The sequence below is a fragment of the Methylobacterium oryzihabitans genome (assembly GCF_004004555.2).
Lineage (GTDB): Bacteria > Pseudomonadota > Alphaproteobacteria > Rhizobiales > Beijerinckiaceae > Methylobacterium > Methylobacterium oryzihabitans.
Genome location: NZ_SACP01000017.1, coordinates 84,017 through 102,175 on the forward strand (window position 1 = coordinate 84,017; position 18,159 = coordinate 102,175).

At 71.6% G+C, this 18,159-nt stretch carries 18 protein-coding genes; 7 read left to right on the plus strand and 11 right to left on the minus strand.

Translation table 11 applies throughout. The annotated features are described in order from the left end of the window. Positions 1-118 precede the first annotated feature (118 nt). From EOE48_RS17695 to EOE48_RS17720, 6 genes are all read right to left on the minus strand, one after another. On the minus strand, positions 119-1,816 hold the full coding sequence (locus EOE48_RS17695) for a PTS fructose transporter subunit IIC (RefSeq protein WP_127731537.1): 1,698 nt from the start codon (positions 1,814-1,816) through the stop codon (positions 119-121). A gap of 439 nt (positions 1,817-2,255) precedes the next feature. After that, entirely contained in the window at positions 2,256-4,391 is a 2,136-nt protein-coding gene (locus EOE48_RS17700; protein WP_127731539.1) for a TonB-dependent receptor family protein, read from the minus strand. Positions 4,392-4,431: 40 nt separating this feature from the next. Then, positions 4,432-4,767 (minus strand): hypothetical protein, encoded by a 336-nt coding sequence (locus EOE48_RS17705; protein WP_342791860.1) that lies wholly within the window; start codon positions 4,765-4,767, stop codon positions 4,432-4,434. A gap of 141 nt (positions 4,768-4,908) precedes the next feature. Further along, positions 4,909-6,447 carry a YifB family Mg chelatase-like AAA ATPase gene (locus tag EOE48_RS17710; RefSeq protein ID WP_127731541.1) on the minus strand — a complete coding sequence of 513 codons (1,539 nt, stop codon included), beginning with the start codon at positions 6,445-6,447 and terminating at the stop codon, positions 4,909-4,911. Between the two features lie 141 nt (positions 6,448-6,588). Further along, entirely contained in the window at positions 6,589-7,203 is a 615-nt protein-coding gene (locus tag EOE48_RS17715) for a ribonuclease D (protein WP_127731543.1), read from the minus strand. 84 nt (positions 7,204-7,287) lie between these two features. Next, complete coding sequence (locus EOE48_RS17720; RefSeq protein ID WP_246154572.1) at positions 7,288-7,917, minus strand: alpha-ketoglutarate-dependent dioxygenase AlkB; 630 nt, start codon at positions 7,915-7,917, stop codon at positions 7,288-7,290. A gap of 102 nt (positions 7,918-8,019) precedes the next feature. On the opposite strand from EOE48_RS17720, the gene EOE48_RS17725 reads away from it, so the two are divergent. Beyond that, positions 8,020-8,721 carry a glutathione binding-like protein gene (locus tag EOE48_RS17725; RefSeq protein WP_127731545.1) on the plus strand — a complete coding sequence of 234 codons (702 nt, stop codon included), beginning with the start codon at positions 8,020-8,022 and terminating at the stop codon, positions 8,719-8,721. Further along, a complete protein-coding gene (locus EOE48_RS17730) occupies positions 8,721-8,933 on the plus strand; it encodes a hypothetical protein (protein ID WP_127731547.1) in 213 nt (70 codons plus the stop codon). Before EOE48_RS17725 ends, EOE48_RS17730 begins: the two co-directional genes overlap by 1 nt. 4 nt (positions 8,934-8,937) lie before the next feature. Here EOE48_RS17730 and EOE48_RS17735 read toward each other — a convergent pair whose 3' ends face one another. From EOE48_RS17735 to EOE48_RS17750, 4 genes are all read right to left on the minus strand, one after another. Further along, complete coding sequence (locus EOE48_RS17735) at positions 8,938-9,456, minus strand: cysteine dioxygenase (RefSeq protein WP_246154563.1); 519 nt, start codon at positions 9,454-9,456, stop codon at positions 8,938-8,940. Between the two features lie 155 nt (positions 9,457-9,611). After that, the gene (locus tag EOE48_RS17740) at positions 9,612-10,073 is read right to left on the minus strand and encodes an Lrp/AsnC family transcriptional regulator (RefSeq protein WP_127731609.1); all 462 of its coding nucleotides are present in this window, start codon (positions 10,071-10,073) and stop codon (positions 9,612-9,614) included. Between the two features lie 72 nt (positions 10,074-10,145). Then, the gene (locus EOE48_RS17745) at positions 10,146-10,625 is read right to left on the minus strand and encodes a GNAT family N-acetyltransferase (RefSeq protein WP_127731549.1); all 480 of its coding nucleotides are present in this window, start codon (positions 10,623-10,625) and stop codon (positions 10,146-10,148) included. Then, a complete protein-coding gene (locus EOE48_RS17750; RefSeq protein ID WP_127731551.1) occupies positions 10,610-12,226 on the minus strand; it encodes an OpgD/OpgG family glucan biosynthesis protein in 1,617 nt (538 codons plus the stop codon). The genes EOE48_RS17745 and EOE48_RS17750 overlap by 16 nt, the downstream gene beginning before the upstream one ends. A 908-nt stretch (positions 12,227-13,134) precedes the next feature. Between EOE48_RS17750 and EOE48_RS17755 the strand changes: the two genes are divergently transcribed. Next, entirely contained in the window at positions 13,135-14,301 is a 1,167-nt protein-coding gene (locus EOE48_RS17755) for a type III PLP-dependent enzyme (RefSeq protein ID WP_127731553.1), read from the plus strand. Positions 14,302-14,486: 185 nt separating this feature from the next. Continuing rightward, positions 14,487-15,029 carry a GNAT family N-acetyltransferase gene (locus tag EOE48_RS17760; protein WP_127731555.1) on the plus strand — a complete coding sequence of 181 codons (543 nt, stop codon included), beginning with the start codon at positions 14,487-14,489 and terminating at the stop codon, positions 15,027-15,029. 109 nt (positions 15,030-15,138) lie between these two features. Here the strand turns inward: EOE48_RS17760 and EOE48_RS17765 are convergent, their stop codons facing one another. After that, positions 15,139-15,351, minus strand: a complete 213-nt coding sequence (locus EOE48_RS17765) for a hypothetical protein (RefSeq protein WP_127731557.1) — start codon at positions 15,349-15,351, stop codon at positions 15,139-15,141. A 283-nt stretch (positions 15,352-15,634) separates the two neighbouring features. Here EOE48_RS17765 and EOE48_RS17770 point away from each other — a divergent pair, with 283 nt between their 5' ends. From EOE48_RS17770 to EOE48_RS17780, 3 genes are all read left to right on the plus strand, one after another. Further along, positions 15,635-17,068 carry a homospermidine synthase gene (locus EOE48_RS17770; protein ID WP_127731559.1) on the plus strand — a complete coding sequence of 478 codons (1,434 nt, stop codon included), beginning with the start codon at positions 15,635-15,637 and terminating at the stop codon, positions 17,066-17,068. A gap of 111 nt (positions 17,069-17,179) precedes the next feature. Further along, positions 17,180-17,746, plus strand: coding sequence for a Uma2 family endonuclease (locus EOE48_RS17775; RefSeq protein ID WP_127731561.1), 567 nt, complete (start codon positions 17,180-17,182; stop codon positions 17,744-17,746). 14 nt (positions 17,747-17,760) lie between these two features. Then, on the plus strand, positions 17,761-18,096 hold the full coding sequence (locus EOE48_RS17780; protein WP_127731563.1) for a hypothetical protein: 336 nt from the start codon (positions 17,761-17,763) through the stop codon (positions 18,094-18,096). Positions 18,097-18,159 lie beyond the last annotated feature (63 nt).

Here is an 18,159-nt window from a genome sequence, read left to right on the forward strand (position 1 = left end):
TCGCATGTCAGACGTGACGATGGCGTTAATCGTCGCCCGGGGGCGGAGCAGCCTCCGCCGGCCGGGATGATGAGCCGGCTTCCACAGCGTCAGCGCCGGTCCGGAGCGCGGCGGCCGGTCAGGCGGCGCGGCGCTTCAGCAGGCCGACCGCGAGCGCGGTGACGACGGTGCCGACCGCCAGGGCCAGCACGGCGCCCGGCAGGTTGGTGACCGCGTTGGGGATCGGCAGCACGAACAGGCCGCCATGGGGCACCTTCAGCTCGACCCCGAGCCCGAGCGCCACGGCGCCGGCGAGGCTCGACCCCGCCACCATCGCGGGGATCACCCGCAGCGGGTCGGCGGCCGCGAAGGGGATCGCCCCCTCGGTGATGAAGGCGGCGCCGAGCACCGCGGCGGCCGCGCCCGCCTCGCGCTCCGGCGCGGTGAAGCGGGCCGGAAACAACCGGGTGGCCAGCGCGATGCCGAGCGGCGGGGTCATGCCGCCGATCATCACCGCCGCCATCGGGGCGGTGACGCCGGACGCGATCAGGGCGGCGGCGGAGGCGTAGGCGGCCTTGTTGATCGGCCCGCCCATGTCGATCGCCATCATGCCGCCGAGCACCAGCCCGAGCACCAGCGCGCTCGTGCCCTGCATGCCCTTGAGCCAGCCGGTGAGGGCCGAGAGCAGCGCCGCCACCGGCACGCCGACGACGTAGACCATCATCAGGCCGGTCGCGAGGGTGGCGAGCAGGGGCAGGATCAGGACCGGCTTCAGGCCCTCCAGGTTCTTCGGCAGGCGGATCGACCGGCTGAGGAAGGCCGCGGTGTATCCGGCGATGAAGCCCGCCGCGATGCCGCCGAGGAACCCGGCCCCGAGATTGGCGGCCAGCATCCCGCCGATCATGCCCGGCGCGATGCCGGGCCGGTCGGCGATCGAATAGGCGATGTAGCCGGCGAGCGCCGGGACGATGAGCGCGAAGGCGCCCTTGGCGCCGATCTCGCCGAGCGCGTAGCCGAGGCTGCCGGCCTGTCCGGGCGCCATCGCGTCGATGCCGCCGACCGCGAAGGCGAGGGCGATGAGCAGGCCCCCCGCCACCACGAAGGGCAGCATGAACGACACGCCGGTCATCAGGTGCTTGTAGGCGCCGGCCTTGCCCTCGGCGGCGGCCGGGCGGGCCGGCTCGTCGGATGCGCCGGCCGCCGCCTGCACCTGCGCCTCGGCGAGGGCGGTGGCGATCAGCCCCTTGCCGTCGCGGATCGCCGCCTTGGTGGTGGTGGCGTAGAGCCGCTTGCCGGCGAACCGGCTGCGGTCGACCCTGGTATCGGCGGCGATCAGCACGAGGTCGGCCGCCGCGATCTCGTCGGGCGTGAGGGCGTCGCGGGCGCCGACCGAGCCTTGCGTCTCGACTCGGACCGCGTGGCCGAGCGCGGCGGCGGCGGCCTGGATGCCCTCCGCCGCCATGAAGGTGTGGGCGATGCCGGTCGGGCACGAGGTGATCGCGACGATTCTCTTCGGGGTCGCCGCGGCCGCCGGGGGCGCCCCGCCGAGCGCCCGGTCGAGCACCGCGCCGGCATCGGCGAGCACGTCGGCGAGCGCCGCCCGCGCCCGGTGCAGGGCCTCGAACCGGCCCTCGCCGAGGTCGCCGGAGCCGACCAGCAGCACCGCCCGCGCGCCGCGGATCGCGTCCTCGGGGAGCGCCGTGCCGGCGCCGGGGCCGCGCAGTTCGAGGGCGATCGGCTGGTTGCGCCGGCTCGCCGCCTTGCGCAGGGCCTCGACGGCGAGAACGGCGTGGGTCGGAAGCTCTCCCCCTCCGACCACGGCGAGCAACGGGGCCATGGTGTCCTCCTCGGCTATTCTTGATGATTCATACGATTTCCGATTGATCGCTTCGCGATGCGGAAATCGGCTTCGCTCAAACGCCGCGCGGGCTGGTGATACGAAACCCGGAAGCAATCTTCCGGATTTCGTATCAGTTGCTCACCGGCTTTGCCGTCCCTTGCGGATGAAACCGGGCGGTGGTCGTCTGTATCCGTTGCCCCGGTCGAAGGCGGCTTTCGCTTTGGCACGCCTCCCCTCTCCCGAGTGGGGGAGGGGTCGGGGGTGAGGGTGGCTCGGTTGCCGCAATGACCCTGAGCGGCTGAGCTGCGCAGCTCGACGCTGGGAGTTCATCTCGGAACCCGAGCCACCCTCACCCCTACCCCTCTCCCACTCGGGAGAGGGGATCCCGCGCTCCAAATATCCAATTTGAAATCAGATACTTGGAGCCAGTTTCTATTTAGAACGAGGCGCGCACTCCGGCAAAGACGCTGCGGCCGTTGCCCGGGTAGAACGCCGCGAGGGCGGCCGGCCCGCCGGCCGTCGCGGCGTTGGTCACCACCGAAACGTCGGAGACGTAGCGCTCGTCGGTCAGGTTGCGGGCATCGACGAAGAGCGAGACACCGTTCCTGAAATCGATGCCGGTCTGGACGTTGAGCAGCGCGTAGCCCGGCACCCGCAGCGTGCTGGCATGGTCGGCGAAGGCGCCACGCGGGACCCAATCCACCGAGGGCGAGACGTAGAATCCGCTCGGATGGGCGTAGGTCAGCACCGTGCGCAGCACGTCGTCCGGAATGCCGGCGATCCGGTTGTTGCCGAACACCGGATCGCACACGAAGCGGAAGTCGTTGTGGGTCCAGATCTGCGTCAGTCCGAGCGTGTCGCCGACACCGGTCAGATCCCGCGCCACCTCGAGGGAGACGGCCGCCTCGATGCCCTGATGGAGGGTGTGCGGGGCGTTGAAGGTCGCGGCCGGGATGTTGAGGCCGGGATTGATCGAGAAGTTGATCAGCTCGTCGCGCACCTCCGAGCGGTAGACGGTGACGTCCCACGACAACCGGTCGATGCGCCCCCGGGTGCCTGCCTCGTAGGTCCAGGCGCGCTGGGCTTCCAGCGGCACGAAGGTGGTCCGCAGCAGGTTCGACTGCGCGAGATCGCTGAAGTCCGGCACGTCCCGCGAGCGGGTGACGTCGCCGAACACCTGGATGTCCGGGAGCGGCTGCCACAGCAGGCCGAGCTTCGGGTTGATCCCCTCGTAGGTGACGTTGCCGAACTGCACGGTGGGGTTCGCCGGAAAGCCGCCCTTGTTGCTGTAGGTGCGGTTCGAGGAGAACAGCTTGGCGCCGGTCATCAGCGCGAGGTCGGGCAGGAACCAGAAGCGGTTCTCGCCATAGGCCTCGTAGTTCGAGGCGCTCTGGAGGGCGTCGAGCGTCTGGGCTCCCCGCTGCCCGGCCACGTTGACGAACTGCCGCGCCGCGTTCTGCCCGGCGAAGGCGCGCAGACCGAGGATCGTGTCGTTGCGATGGCCGCCGACATCGAAGGTTCCGGCCCAGCGGGGCGCGATGCCGTAGGTCCAGCCGTCCTGGTCGATGACCTGGAAGATCGGGTGATAGAGCGACTTGTGGATCGCCCATGTGTCGATGTCGAGCTTGCCGACGTCGAGCAGGAACGAGGTCCGGTTGGCGATCCGCTGGGTCTCGACCTGCCGGGACTGGTTGCCGCCGATCGCCGTCGGGTTCGCCAGACGAGGATTGTTCAGCGCGTTGAAGAGGGTCAGGGTGCCCGGCAGCTTCTGGTCGGTGACGTAGGAGCCGATGAAGAATCGCGTTTCGACGCCCGGTACGAGCCGGTAGCCGATATTGGCGTTGAGGTTCTGCGTGCGCTGGGTCTCGTGCGCGCGATAGCCGTCCGAGTTGGTGAAGGTCCCGTTGATCAGGAAGTCGGCGGGACCCGAGATCCGCGAGAACTGGAAGTTCTCCCGGATGGTGTCGAAGCTGCCGCCATCGATGCGCAGGATGTTGGGAGCGAAGGCGGTATGGGCGGTCGGCGTGACGAAGTTGACCGCACCGCCGAGCGTCGTCGCCCCGAACGTGAGGGCGTTGCCGCCCTTGTAGACTTCGACCGAGCGCAGGGCGAGCGGGTCGATCTGGTAGAAGTCGCCGCTGCCATCGGCGAGGTTGAGCGGGATGCCGTCCTGCAGCAGCTCGATGCCGCGCAGGTGGAAGCCGCGCGCGATGCCCGAGCCGCGGATCGACAGCCGCATCTCCTGGCCGTAGCGCTCCTGCACGAACACGCCGGGCGTGTCCTTGAGCACGTCGCGCAGGGTGTTGGCGTAGCGGTTCTGGAACTCGCCGGCGTCGATGAACGCGACCGAGCCGACCGTCGCGTTCACGGCGGCGCGCTGCCGGGCCACGCTCGGGACCGTGACCGATCCGGCGGTGTCCCCGGAACCCGCACCGGGCGAGGCGGCCCCCGCCACCGTGATCTCATCGAGGGGAATCGTACCCGAGCCGGCTGGCTGCGCGAACACGGAGGTGCTGGCGAGCAGGGTCGAGAGCAGGGCGGCACACAGCGCGACCCGCGGAACGTCGTACATGGCTGACATCCATCGTCTGACTGATCTGAACGGTGATCGGTCAGGCGACGGGCGGTGCTCTGGCGCTGGCGACGACCCCGGGCGGTGCACGGGGACGGGCGACGATGTCCGGACGCCACGAGACGCGAACCCCGTCGCGCCGTGGCCAGGCGAGCGTCACGCAGGCCAGGACGGGAGGTGTCAGGGCTTGCGGGCTGTGCGCCGCCGTACAACAGGTGAGATGGCTGTGGACCGGCGGCGCCTTGTCGGAGCCATCGGGCGATGACCCGGCATCCGGAGCGCAGATGACGTGAGCAAGCTCGGGCTGGATCGTGACCAGGGCGCCCGCGAGAACGGCCTGCAGGGCGAGCGCATACAATGCGGCGACGGCGATCACCGCACGACAGACCATCCGGCTTGACGAGCCTCTCCGCATGGATCCCGCGTACGGCCGCGCTTCTGAACGGGTCAAGCCGGCTCATCCGCCCGCACGCGGATTTTGCCGCCTTGTGTCGGCGTTGCGCGCCTCCGGCCCCGCTCAGGCCGGGGCCGCCCCGGGCTCGCCGCCGCGGCTGCGGTAGGACAGCGCCTCGGCGAGGTGGAGCCGGCGCACCCGCGCCTCGCCGTCGAGGTCGGCGAGGGTGCGGGCGACCCGCAGCACCCGGTGGAAGCCGCGGGCCGAGAGCCGCATCGCCTCGGCGGCGCCGCGGATCAGCGCGAGACCGTCGGCATCGGGCCGCGCCGCCGCCTCGATCAGGGTCGGCGGACAGGTCGCGTTGGTGGCGCCCGGGCTTCCGGCTTCGGCGTAGCGGCGCTCCTGCCGGGCGCGGGCGGCGGCGACCCGGGCCGCCGCCTCGGCCGAGCCCTCGTCGGGCGGCGGCAGGATCAGGTCGGCGGCGGTGACCGCCGGCACCTCGATGCGCAGGTCGATCCGGTCGAGGAGCGGGCCGGAGATCCGCGCCTGGTACTGCGCCATGCAGCGGGCGTTGGGACCGCGACGGCAGGCGAAGCCCGGCTCGGTCGCCTGGCCGCAGCGGCACGGGTTCATCGCCGCGACGAGCTGGAACCGGGCCGGGTAGGTGACGCGGTGGTTGGCCCGGGCGATCATCACGGTGCCGGTCTCGAGCGGCTGGCGCAGGGAATCGAGCACCTGCGGGTTGAACTCGGGCAGCTCGTCGAGGAACAGCACGCCGCCATGGGCGAGCGACGCCTCGCCCGGCCGGGCGCCCGAGCCGCCGCCGACGAGGGCCGGCATCGAGGCCGAATGGTGCGGTGCCCGGAACGGGCGGCGGTTCGACAGGGCACCGTCCTTGATCGCCCCGGCGACCGACTGGATCATCGAGACCTCGAGCAGTTCGCGCGGGGAGAGCGGCGGCAGGATCGAGGGCAGGCGCGCCGCCAGCATCGACTTGCCCGACCCCGGGGGGCCGCTCATCAGCAGGTTGTGGCCGCCGGCGGCGGCGATCTCGAGGGCGCGCTTGGCGCCCTCCTGGCCCTTGATCTCGCGCAGGTCGGCGAGGTCCCCGGCCGGGGCGGCCACCGCCGGGACCGGCCGGGCCATCACCTGCGCGCCCCGGACATGGTTGGCGAGCTGGATCAGGGAACGGGGCGCCAGCACGTCCATGTCGCCGCCGGCCCAGGCCGCCTCCGGGCCGCTCGCCGCCGGGCAGATCAGGCCGAGGCCGCGGCCCTGCGCCGCCATCGCGGCCGGCAGCACCCCGGCCACCGCCGTGATGCCGCCGTCGAGGGCGAGTTCGCCGAGCACGCAGTAGCCGGCCAGCGCGTCGGCCGGCAGCGCCCCGATCGCCGCCATCACGCCGAGCGCGATCGGCAGGTCGTAATGCGAGCCCTCCTTGGGCAGGTCGGCCGGCGCGAGGTTGACGGTGATGCGCTTGGCCGGCAGGGCGAGGCCGGAGGCGATCAGCGCCGCGCGCACCCGCTCGCGGGATTCCGCCACCGCCTTGTCGGGCAGCCCGACCACCGTGAACGCGACGGTGCCGGGCGAGATCTGCACCTGCACGTCGACGGCGCGCGCCTCGATTCCCTCGAACGCGACGGTGGCGACGCGCGTGACCATCGGGGCTCCCCGGCTCCTGACCTGCCGCTAGGGTAGGTCGGGGAGGGCGGGGGCACAACCGGGTCGGACGCCGCCGCACCGGCCGCGGGGCGGTCCTCGATCCGCCGCGACGGGCGGCCGGAACGGATCGTCCGGAGCGGATCAGCTATGGGCGAGCAGGTCGGTTTCGGCCCAGCCGAGCAGGTCGAGGCGGGCGCGGGTCGGCAGGAAGTCGAAGCAGGCCTGGGCGAGCCCGGTGCGCTCCTCGCGCGCCAGCATGCGGTCGAGCCTGTCGCGCAGGGCGTGCAGGTGCAGCACGTCGGAGGCGGCGTAGTCGATCTGCGCCGGGGTCAGGGTGTCGGCGCCCCAGTCGGAGGATTGCTGCTGCTTCGACAGGTCGACCCCGAGCAGCTCGCGCACGAGGTCCTTCAGCCCGTGCCGGTCGGTATAGGTCCGGCTCAGCCGCGAGGCGACCTTGGTGCAGTAGATTGGGCCGGGCATCACGCCGAGGCGATGGACCAGCACCGCGAGGTCGAAGCGGGCGTAGTGGAAGATCTTGGTCACGGCCGGGTCGGCGAGCACGCGCTTGAGCACCACCGGCTCGGGGCCGATCTTCGGGATCTGCACGAGGTCGGCCTCGCCGTCGCCGCGGGAGATCTGCACCACGCAGAGCCGGTCGCGGTGTGGCTCCAGGCCGAGGGTCTCGGTGTCGACCGCGATCGCCGGCCCCGGCACGTAGTCGTCGGGCAGGTCGCCGCGGTGGAGGCGGTGGGGCATGTCGAGAAGGATCCGGCCGGTACGGGGTCGCGCGGGGCGTCCGGCGCGCGTAGCATCCGGCCCGTGGGCCGGCAAGCGACGCGCTCACGGCGGCGTCACCCGTCGCAGGGTCAGGTTCAGCCGCCCGCCCGGCGGCACCGCCTCCAGGTCCGGGGCGAACAGGCCGGCCGGCACGATGCGGTCGACGCCGTGGAAGATCAGCCGCGACGGGCCGCCGATCACCAGGGCGTCGCCGCTCTCCAGCCGCACCGAGCGGGTCGGCCCGCCGCGGGTGGTGGCGCCGTAGCGGAACAACGCCGTGGCGCCGAGCGACAGCGAGACCACCGGGGCGGCGAGATCCCGCTCGTCGCGGTCCTGGTGCAGGCCCATCCGGGTGCCCGGCGCGTAGAGGTTGACGAGGCAGGCCTCCGGCGGATGGGGATACCCGGAGAGGTCGTCCCAGGCCCGCCGCACCGCCGCGGGCATCGCCGGCCACGGCCGACCGGTCTCGGGATGGGCCGGCTGGTAGCGGTAGCCGTCGCGGTCGGAGACCCAGCCGAGGGGGCCGGCATTGCTCATCCGCACCGAGAACGGCGCGCCGGTCCGCGGCATCCGCGGGACGAAGGGGGGCGCCTCGCGCAGCAGCGCCGCGAGGTCGGCGGCCAGCGCCGCCTGGGCCCCGGCATCGAGATAGCCGGGATGGTGGAAGAGGCCGGGGGCGAGTTCGTTCAGGATCGTGTCTCCGGGCGCGCCCCAGACCCGTGCCGGGCGCGCCTTGACCGCGGCGGGAGGCCGCGCCACCTGCGGACCGCGGCGCATCCGCATCCGGAGCGATCCATGATCGACCTGTACTACTGGACGACCCCGAACGGCCACAAGGTCACGCTGTTCCTCGAAGAGGCCGGCCTGCCCTACGCGATCCACCCGATCAACATCGGCAAGGGCGAGCAGTTTCAGCCCGAGTTCCTGAAGATCGCGCCCAACAACCGCATCCCGGCGATCGTCGACCGCGCCCCGGCCGGCGGCGGCGCCCCGGTGTCGCTGTTCGAGTCGGGCGCGATCCTGCTCTACCTCGCCGAGAAGACCGGCCGCTTCATCGCCACCGACCCGCACGGCCGGGCCGAGGTGCTGCAATGGCTGTTCTGGCAGATGGGCGGGCTCGGCCCGATGGCCGGCCAGAACCACCACTTCGTGCAGTACGCGCCCGAGCAGATCCCCTACGCCATCGACCGCTACGTCAAGGAGACCAACCGGCTCTACGGCGTGCTCGACCGGCGCCTCGCCGACCGGGCCTTCGTGGCGGGCGAGACCTACAGCATCGCCGACATGGCGATCTATCCGTGGATCGTGCCGCACGAGCGCCAGCGCCAGAACCTCGACGACCACCCGCACCTGAAGCGCTGGTTCTCGGCCATCGCCGAGCGCCCGGCGACGAAGGCCGCCTACGCCAAGGCGGCGGAGATCAACCAGCAGCCGACGATGTCGGAGGAGGCCAAGAAGGTGATGTTCGGCCAGACGGCCACGAACGCCCCGCGCTGATGGCGGCGGGCCGGACGGCCCCGCGGGCTCCGAGAACGTGGCGCACGCCCCTGCGCCTCGTCCTCACCGTGGGTCCGCCCCTCGTCGGCCTGTTCCTGATCGGGCAGGCGGTGGTGGCCTCGATCGGCGGCGACATCCGCAAGGGGCAGTTCGCCCTCGGCGTGCTGTGCCTCGTGCTCGGCGCGGCCGGGCGGCTGGTGCGGGGGCGGTGACGGATCACCCCGGCAGGATCTCGTAGGTCCGGTCGACCGACGAGGCGTGCGCCTCGTGGTCGTAGCCGTAGACGTGGATCGAGATCGCCTCCTCCGGGCCGTCGTTGACGATCCGGTGGAGGTTCGGCCCGGAGGGCAGCATGCAGGCGACGAAGCCGGGCCGGCGGATCACCTCGGCGGTCGTGACCGCGTGGGTCGGGCTCACCGCCCGGAACCACGTCTCCCGCAGCGCGCCGCTGAGGATGCCGAAGCAGCACGAGCAATGGTGGTCGTGCACCGGGGTTGCGGCGCCCGGGGACCAGACCATCGCCCAGACGCTGATGCCGCCGGCGCCGAACAGCAGGTTGCGCGCCACGGCGCCCGGCCGGCGGTCGAGCCGCGCGGCGTCGACGAGGTCCGGGTCCGCGACGAGGCGGAGCAGCACGGTGCGGGCGGTGGCGATGTAGTCCCGCCCGCCCGCCTGCGCCGACCGGCCGAGCGCCGCCATCAGATCGCGCGAGTTCCCGATCGCCACCCGTTCCACGTCGCCCTCCTGGCTCGATCCGGACGGAAGCCTAGCCGGGAGAAAGCGAAGCGTTTTCTCAATCTGCTGCCCGTTCGCCCCGAGATGGGCAACGGGATTTCACGGAACGGGGATCTTCGAGAAAAATTTTGCGGGCCGAGCGGCGGAGCCGAGCCTCACTCGAGGTAGAGCGTCGGCATCGCGGTCGTGTATTTCATCTCCTCCATGGCGATCGACGCCGAGAGGTCGGAGAAGTCGAGGCGGCTGGTCAGGCGCTGGTAGACCGCGTCGTAGGTCTCGATGTCCGGCACGACGATCTTGAGCAGGTAGTCGATCTCGCCGGTGAGCCGCCATGTCTCGACAATTTCGGGAAAGCCGCCGATGACCCGCCGGAACGCCTCCGACCAGTCGGCGGCATGGCGGGGGACCTTGACGGCGACGAACACCGTCATCGGCACGTTCATCCTGCGCCGGTCGACGAGGACCACCCGGCGCAGGATCACGCCGCTCTCCTCCAGCTTGCGGATCCGCCGCCAGCACGGTCCGGCGCTCAGCCCGACGCGCTCGGCGATGGTCGCCACCGGCAGGGAGGCGTCCTCCTGGAGAAGATCGAGGATCTTGCGGTCCATGGCATCGATCAACGCCGCCTCCTGTCGGGTCCGGGAGCCGGCGGGCTCCGGCCTCCATCGTCGCGGGGCGGGACCGTTCGCTCAATCCCCCAGCGCCCGCTCGTAGCGCCACGCGGTCATGCCGTCCTCGTAATAGTCCTCGACCGTCTCGAACCGGACGTAGCCGGCGCGCTCGTAGAGACGGATGCCGGCGCCGTTGTCGGCGCGGACCTCGAGGCGCAGGTGGGTGCAGCCGTGGCGCCGCGCCTCGGCCTCGGCGGCCTCCAGCAGGACGCGGCCGAGGCCGGTGCCGGCGCGGCTCGGGGCGACGGCGATCGACGACAGGCGGGCACGCCGGCTGTTGCGGCGCCGCTCCAGGGTCGCGGCGCCGACGAGGCGCTCGCCGTCGAGGGCGGCCAGCACCGACATCGTCGGCGACCCGATGGCGTGGCGGATCGCCCGGCGCTCGGCCCGGTCGCCCGCGAAGGCCGCCGCCTCCAGGGCGAGCAGGGCGTCGAGGTCGGCCGGATGCGCCGGCCGGATCGTCACGGGACCGTGGCCCGCGCTCACGCGGCGGTCCACGGGTAGGTCCAGGTCTCCGACAGGGTCCGCTTGCCGACCCGCAGGAAGGCGCGCAGGTCGGTGGACTGGCCCGGCTTGTCGAGCTTGACGTCGATCGCCGCCCGGAAGCCCTTGACGTGCAGGTTCGGCACCAGGGAGGTGGCGGTGATGGTGCCTTGCGTGGTCGAGGGCACGATCTCGACCGCCTTCGGGTCGTCGAGCCAGTAGGCGAGGTCGCCGCCGGAGAAGTCGACGAGGAAGCGGCGCACCGTCGGGTCGGCCTTCTCGGCCCCGCCGCTCGCCACCGTGCGGGCGACGTAGGTGTTCACCACCCGGGCGCCGGGATGCAGGCCCTCGGTGTCGCCGATCGCCCGCAGCTTGTAGGACAGCTCGACCGCGGCCCCCGGCGGGTAGGGCTGGCGCGGACGCCAGTAGGCCACGACGTTGTCGTGGGTCTCGTTCTCGGTCGGCAGCTCGACGAGGCGGACCTCGCCCTCGCCCCACGCCCCTTGCGTCTCGACCCAGTAGCCGGGGCGACGGTGGTAGAACGCCTCGAGGTCCTGGTAGTCCTCGAACACCCGGTCGCGCTGCATCAGCCCGAACCCCTTCGGGTCGCGGTCCTGGAACGACGAGATCCAGCGCTCGCGCGGGTTGCGCAGCGGCCGCCACAGCCACTCGCCGCCGCCCGACTGCATCAGCAGCCCGTCGGAATCGTGCAGCTCCGGCCGGTAGTCGTCGGAATGGTGACGGTCGTTCTCGCCGATGTAGTACATCGATGTCAGCGGCGCGATGCCGACGGCCGCCAGCTCGCGGCGGGGATGCAGCGACATCCGCACGTCCACCACCGTCTCCTCGCCCGGATAGACGAGGAACTGGAACGCGCCGGCGCAGGACGGGCCGTCGAGCAGGCCGTAGATCACCGCCCGGTCGGCGTCCTTGGGCGGCAGCTCGATCCAGAACTCGCGGAAGACCGGGAACTCCTCCGGGGCCCCCTCCCCTTCCACGTTGACCGCGAGGCCGCGGGCCGAGAGCCCGTAGAGCTGGTCGCGGCCGAGGAAGCGGAAGTAGCTCGCGCCGAGGAACGAGATCAGCTCGTCGAGCACGCCGGGCCTGTTGAGGGCGGTGTGCAGGCGGAAGCCCGCGAAGCCGAGATTGACCGGCAGCGGCGCGGTGATCCGGGTGCGGCCGTAATCGAACAGCGAGGTCTGGAACGGGACCGGGGTCGGCACGCCGTCGCGCACCACGTTCACCACCACCGGCCGGGTGTAGAGGAAGCCGAGGTGGAAGAGCTGGAGCCGGAACGGCCCGTCGCGGTCGCCGAGCAGCGCCTTGTCGGGGCGGAAGCGGATGTCGCGCCAGGCGTCGTAGTCGAGGCCGGCGAGCGGCGCCGGCAGGGTCGGGCTGCCGGCGTCGAACGGCGCCCCGGCGAGGTCGCGGGCACGCCGGACCACCTCGTCGAACCGGAACGGATTTGGGTTCGGGCCACCCGGCGGCACCGCCCCCGGGGCCGCCGGCAGCGCGCTCGGGCCGGGCTGGGTCGGCCCGACCTGCGCGAGCGCCGGCAGCGAGACGGCGGAGAGGAGCCCCGCGAGGAGGGCGCGGCGGGAGGGATCAGAGGTCATGCACCGGGATCTACACCGCCCGGCCTGAACGGAAGGCCGCCGGGACGAGGCTGCGGGAGGGGCTGAATGGCCCGTCCGGCGCCGCTTGAGAAGGGGGGTTGCACCAGGGCCATCGGGTAAAACCCGATTGTCGATCCGGCGGGCGCGGTGCGCTCTGCGCCCGAAGAGCGCCCCGCGCTGCGGGTCCGGGAGGACGAACGTCCTGTCGGACGCAGAGCGAAGCGAAAGCCAAAGTCACGGCGACACGACGTGTCGCGTGTGACTGCCGGCGCCTGAGGCCAAGCAAGGAACCCAAGGCAATCGGGTGAAACCCGATTGCCCTGCCCGCGGTGCGGCTTCGTGGTGACACCGGGGGGACCGCGCGGATTTTTGCGCGCAAAACCGCATTCGGGGGTTGCCGCCGGGGGAGTGCCTGCGTATCTACCGCCTTGCCCAATTTCGCACGTGCCTGTGGCCGCGTGCCGGTTGGTGGGCATCCGGACAAGAGGCCGGACAGCCGCCAGGGGTCTTAAAGGATCGATGGTCGGACAGGGTGGATCCCTCCGGCCGGCATCCAGGTGGCGACACCGGACCCCGACAACAACCGGCAGCCGGAGGCGAAACCGGCGAACCCCGCTCTCCACGGGGGACGCAGCTTAAAGCAACGACGAACGGGCTTTTTTGGTCTCGTCGGCCCTCCACAGGCCGGCACCGAAGAGGCTTGTTTCTCCTTGCCCGCCGTGCGGTTCGGGAATCCCCGTTCCAATCCAAGGCAGCTTCCGGGTGCTCTGCACCGCCGTCGCGCGCCGTGTCTCCACAGCATGGCCGCGGCGCGGCGCATCGCCCCCTGACGCCGGACGGCTCCGCCGTCCGATCTTCGACATCGGGACCCCGCGCAGGGTCCCTGCGAACCTTTGGTGGGGATGATCATGACCGATCGCATCCGCGAGTTTCTGCGCGCCCGTCGTGACCTCGGCCGTGACGAGGGTCCGGTGATGGTCCTCGACCTCGATGTCGTGCGCGAGAACTACGACGCCTTCGCCCGCGCCCTGCCCGACACCCGCGTGTTCTACGCCGTGAAGGCGAACCCGGCGCCGGAGGTGCTGCGTCTGCTCGCCTCGCTCGGCTCCTGCTTCGATACCGCCTCGGTCGTCGAAGTGCAAATGGCGCTCGCCGCCGGCGCCACCGCCGACCGGATCTCGTTCGGCAACACCATCAAGAAGGAGCGCTGCATCGGCCGCGCCCTCGACCTCGGCGTGCGCCTGTTCGCGGTCGATTGCGAGGCGGAGGTCGAGAAGATCGTCCGCGCCGCCGACGCCGCCGGCATCCCTGCCGACGAGGTGCAGGTGTTCTGCCGCATCCTGTGCGACGGCGCCGGCGCCGAGTGGCCGCTGTCGCGCAAGTTCGGCTGCGTGCCGGAGATGGCGGTCGACGTGCTGGAGCACGCCCACCGCCTGGGGCTGCACGCCTACGGCGTGTCGTTCCACGTCGGCTCGCAGCAGGGCAACACCGAGGCGTGGGACGGGGCGCTGGCCTCGGCCTCGACGATCTTCCGCGAATGCGCCCTGCGCGGCATCGCCCTGTCGATGGTCAATCTCGGCGGCGGCTTCCCGACCAAGTACCTCAAGCAGGTGCCGGGCGTGGAATCCTACGGCGACGCGATCTTCCGGGCGCTGACCAAGCATTTCGGCAACCGCCTGCCGGAGACGATCATCGAGCCGGGCCGCGGCATGGTCGGCAACGCCGGCATGATCGAGGCCGAGGTGATCCTGGTCTCGAAGAAGTCCGACGAGGCCGACGAGATCCGCTGGGTCTACCTCGACATCGGCAAGTTCGGCGGCCTCGCCGAGACGATGGACGAGTCGATCCGCTACGCGATCCGCACCGACCACGACGAGGACCGCATGGTCCCCTGCGTGCTCGCCGGCCCGACCTGCGACTCCGCCGACGTGCTGTACGAGAAGACGCCCTACCCGCTGCCGGTCTCGCTCGCGATCGGCGACAAGGTGCTGATCGAGGGCGCCGGCGCCTACACCACCACCTACGCGGCGGTGGCGTTCAACGGCTTCCCGCCGCTCGCCTCCTACGTGATCTGAGGATCACACCGACCGGGTCCGCGCCTGCGGATCCGGTGACGCATCGGAACCCGGCGGCCCCGCTTCGCGTTCAGGCCGTCGCCGATGCCATTTCCACCCCTCATCCCACCGGTCCCGGACGGCCTGCCCCGCAACGGCAGGTGCGAGGGCTGTTCTTCCCCTGTTGGTATCGGGAGGGTACGGCCGTGTTTCTGATCCGTGACGAGCGCGCCGCCGACGTCGCCGCGCGCGAGAACCTGCTCGACCTCTGCTTCGGCGAGGCCCGCTTCGCCAAGACCTGCGAGCGCCTGCGCGAGGGCCGCCTGCCGGCCGAAGGGCTGGCGCTCGCGGTGGAGGCCGAGGACCGCCTCGTCGCCACCGTGCGGCTGTGGAACGTCGCGGCCGGCCCGGACCGCCCGGCGCTGATGCTCGGCCCGATCGCCGTCGACCCGTCCCTGCACGGCGTCGGGATCGGAGGCCGGCTGATGCGCGAGGCGCTGGCCCGCGCCGCCGCCCTCGGCCACCGTGCCGTGATCCTGGTCGGAGACGCGCCGTACTACGCGCGGTTCGGTTTCTCGGGCGAGCGGGTGCGCGGCCTGTGGCTGCCCGGGCCGTTCGAGCGCGAGCGCTTCCTCGGGCTCGACCTCGTGCCCGGCGCCCTCGACGGCGCCGCCGGCCTCGTCGCGGCGACGGGCCGCCCGGCCCCGTGGATGGCGGCCGTGGCCGAGGCCGGTCGTCTGGCGGCCTGAGCCGATCCCACGAAAAAGGCGCCGGGACCGGGGTCCCCGCGCCGCTTCCGTTCGGGTTCGAGCGTGAGCCGAGCGTCGCTGGCTCAGCGTGTCGGCTCAGTGCACGGGCTCAGCAGAAGTGCTGGCCGATCTGCCGCTCGAGGTCGTCGGTCATGCGGCCGCCGCGCCGGGCGACGAACTCCGCGATGTGCGCGTCGCGGCGACGCTGACGCTCGGCATGGACGGCGTGGACGATGCGGCTCACCAGCGTGAGGAAGCCGGGCTCGACGTCCGAGCGCTCGATGGCGGGGGCGGGGGCGGTGTGAGAGAGAACCGCGAGCATGGTGATCTCCTGTGAGAACAGTTGCGCGCGGGCGTTTCCGGTTGTTTTTGTTGCATCGCAATATGGAGGTTATTGCAGCGCACGCAACCGCCGGAGATCGCGCACGGGGCATGCAATAAGGGCATGCGCAAGGGCTACCTTCGGTTAACCCGCCCGTGCTTCCCGCCACGGGTTGACCCCGGCCGGCGCGCCGTCCATCAGCCGCCCGATCGCGCACCGCGTCGCCCGGGCGTCATCCTGGCCGGCTAAGCAGGCCTCTCATCATCCAAGGAGTTCCGCTCTCATGACCGACTGGCCCGTCCACGGCCGCATCACCGGCCCCATCGTGATGATCGGCTTCGGCTCGATCGGCCGTGGCACCCTGCCGCTGATCGAACGGCACTTCGACTACGACAAGGCCCGGTTCACGGTCGTCGAGCCGTCCGACTCCCACAAGGCGCTCGCCGAGCAGCACGGCCTGCGCTTCGAGCAGGTGGCCCTGACCAGGGACAACTACCGCGAGGTGCTCACCCCCCTGCTGACCGAGGGCGGCGGCCAGGGCTTCTGCGTCAACCTGTCGGTCGATACCTCGTCGCGCGACATCCTGGAGCTGTGCCGCGAGCTCGGCGCGCTCTACATCGACACCGTCGCCGAGCCGTGGGCCGGCTTCTACTTCGACAAGGGCCTCGGCCAGGCCGACCGCACCAACTACGCGCTGCGCGAGAACATCCTGGCGGCCCGCCGCGCCGCGCCGGGCGGCCCGACCGCGGTGTCGTGCTGCGGCGCCAACCCCGGCATGGTGTCGTGGTTCGTCAAGCAGGCGCTGCTGAACGTCGCCAGGGACACCGGCTCGACCACCCCGGAGCCCAAGACCCGCGAGGACTGGGCCGCGCTGATGCGCGAACTCGGCGTCAAGGGCGTCCACATCGCCGAGCGCGACACCCAGCGCGCCAAGCACCCCAAGCCGATGGGCGTGTTCGTCAACACCTGGTCGGTCGAGGGCTTCGTGTCGGAAGGCAACCAGCCGGCCGAGCTCGGCTGGGGCACCCACGAGACCTGGAAGCCGGCCAACGCCGAGGAGCAGACGAAGGGCTCGCGCTGCGCGATCTACCTGCTCCAGCCCGGCGCCGACACCCGGGTGCGGACCTGGGTCCCGACCGCGGGCGCGCAGTTCGGCTTCCTCGTCACCCACAACGAGGCGATCTCGATTTCGGACTACTACACGGTCCGGGAGAACGGCGAGGCGGTCTACCGCCCGACCTGTCACTACGCCTACCATCCGGCCAACGACGCCGTGCTGTCGCTGCACGAGATGTGGGGCAATGCCGGCAAGGTGCAGGAGCGCCACCACATCCTCGACGAGAACGAGATCGTCGACGGCATCGACGAGCTCGGCGTGCTGCTCTACGGCCACGCGAAGAACGCCTACTGGTTCGGCTCGCAGCTCTCGATCGAGGAGACGCGGCGGATCGCCCCCTACCAGAACGCCACCGGGCTCCAGGTGACGTCGGCGGTGCTCGCCGGCATGGTCTGGGCGCTGGAGAACCCGCAGGCCGGCATCGTCGAGGCCGACGAGATCGACTTCCGCCGCTGCCTCGAGGTGCAGTTGCCGTATCTCGGGCCGGTCGTCGGGGTCTATACCGACTGGACGCCGCTCACCGACCGTCCCGGGCTGTTTCCGGAGGACATCGACACGAGCGATCCCTGGCAGTTCCGCAACGTGCTGGTGCATTCGTAACACCGGCGAGGGGCGCGGCGGCCTCGTCGGCGCGCCCCTCCGTCCGGCGGCGGACGGGCTGTCCCGTCCGCTGCGCCAGTGCTAGGATCGGGCTTCGAGACAGGAGCTTCGATGGCGCTCGCGCTGCGACGCAACCCGCCGATGCGGGTCGCCGACTTCCTCGCCATGATCCGTGCCCGCCCGGACGAGGAGCGCTGGGAGCTTCTCGACGGCGAGCCCGTCCTGATGGCGCCGCCGACCGAGCGCCACCAGCAGATCGTGAGCAATCTCATCCGGCAGATCGCGCCGCTGGCCGAAAAGCTTGGCTGCCGCGCCCTGCCCGGGCTCGGGCTTCGCAACGACTTCGTGGACGATTTCGCCCCGCTTCCCGACCTCGTGGTGCGTTGCGGCCCGCTCCTCCCCGACGGCTACGCCCGCGACCCGATCGTGGTCGCCGAGGTGCTGTCGCCCTCGACCCTGAACAACGACCGTGGCCGCAAGGCGGAGTTCTACCAGGGGCTTCAGACCCTGCGGACGTTCCTCATCGTCTACCAGGACGAGCCGCGGGTGGAGGTCTGGTCGCGCGGCAACGGGCCGGACTGGTCGCTGCGGGTGCTCCGCCCGGGCGACGTCATCCCGCTCCCCGACCTCGCCGGCGAGATCCCGGTCGCGGCCCTCTATGCCGGCATCCCCCTCTGACGCCAGAGCTGCCCTTGCCCCACTTCGACGAATTCTACGCCAACAAGCTGCGCGGCTCCCTCGGGGTCACCGATGCGGAAGCGGTGCTCGACCTGCGGCTGGCCGACCGGAGCAAGGCCGAGGCCTCGCTGACCGACATGCTGGAGCGCAGCCGCTTCGCCAAGGGCAAGACCGTGGCGGTGCGCCTCGCCGCGCCGTTCCCCGGCGGCGGCGAGACGCTGTTCCAGCCGATCGGCCGCCAGTTGCTGGAGGCCAAGCGCCGGGGCTGGGTCGAGCGGCTCCAGACCCTGCCGGCCCAGGACGGCCTCGGCTTCTACGTCGCCCTCGCCGGCAAGCCCGCGAAGGAGTGAGCGTCGGGCGCATGCGCCGGACGCATGGCGGTGCGTCGTCCCTCCCGCACCGCGGCGTGACCG

What these genes read in the sequence shown, in the direction of transcription:
- EOE48_RS17695 (WP_127731537.1), bottom strand. Translation starts at nt 1,816, where the DNA reads ATGGCCCCGTTGCTCGCCGTGGTCGGAGGGGGAGAGCTTCCGACCCAC.
- EOE48_RS17700 (WP_127731539.1), bottom strand. Translation starts at nt 4,391, where the DNA reads ATGTACGACGTTCCGCGGGTCGCGCTGTGTGCCGCCCTGCTCTCGACC.
- EOE48_RS17710 (WP_127731541.1), bottom strand. Translation starts at nt 6,447, where the DNA reads ATGGTCACGCGCGTCGCCACCGTCGCGTTCGAGGGAATCGAGGCGCGC.
- EOE48_RS17715 (WP_127731543.1), bottom strand. Translation starts at nt 7,203, where the DNA reads ATGCCCCACCGCCTCCACCGCGGCGACCTGCCCGACGACTACGTGCCG.
- EOE48_RS17725 (WP_127731545.1), top strand. Translation starts at nt 8,020, where the DNA reads ATGATCGACCTGTACTACTGGACGACCCCGAACGGCCACAAGGTCACG.
- EOE48_RS17730 (WP_127731547.1), top strand. Translation starts at nt 8,721, where the DNA reads ATGGCGGCGGGCCGGACGGCCCCGCGGGCTCCGAGAACGTGGCGCACG.
- EOE48_RS17750 (WP_127731551.1), bottom strand. Translation starts at nt 12,226, where the DNA reads ATGACCTCTGATCCCTCCCGCCGCGCCCTCCTCGCGGGGCTCCTCTCC.
- EOE48_RS17755 (WP_127731553.1), top strand. Translation starts at nt 13,135, where the DNA reads ATGACCGATCGCATCCGCGAGTTTCTGCGCGCCCGTCGTGACCTCGGC.
- EOE48_RS17765 (WP_127731557.1), bottom strand. Translation starts at nt 15,351, where the DNA reads ATGCTCGCGGTTCTCTCTCACACCGCCCCCGCCCCCGCCATCGAGCGC.
- EOE48_RS17770 (WP_127731559.1), top strand. Translation starts at nt 15,635, where the DNA reads ATGACCGACTGGCCCGTCCACGGCCGCATCACCGGCCCCATCGTGATG.
- EOE48_RS17775 (WP_127731561.1), top strand. Translation starts at nt 17,180, where the DNA reads ATGGCGCTCGCGCTGCGACGCAACCCGCCGATGCGGGTCGCCGACTTC.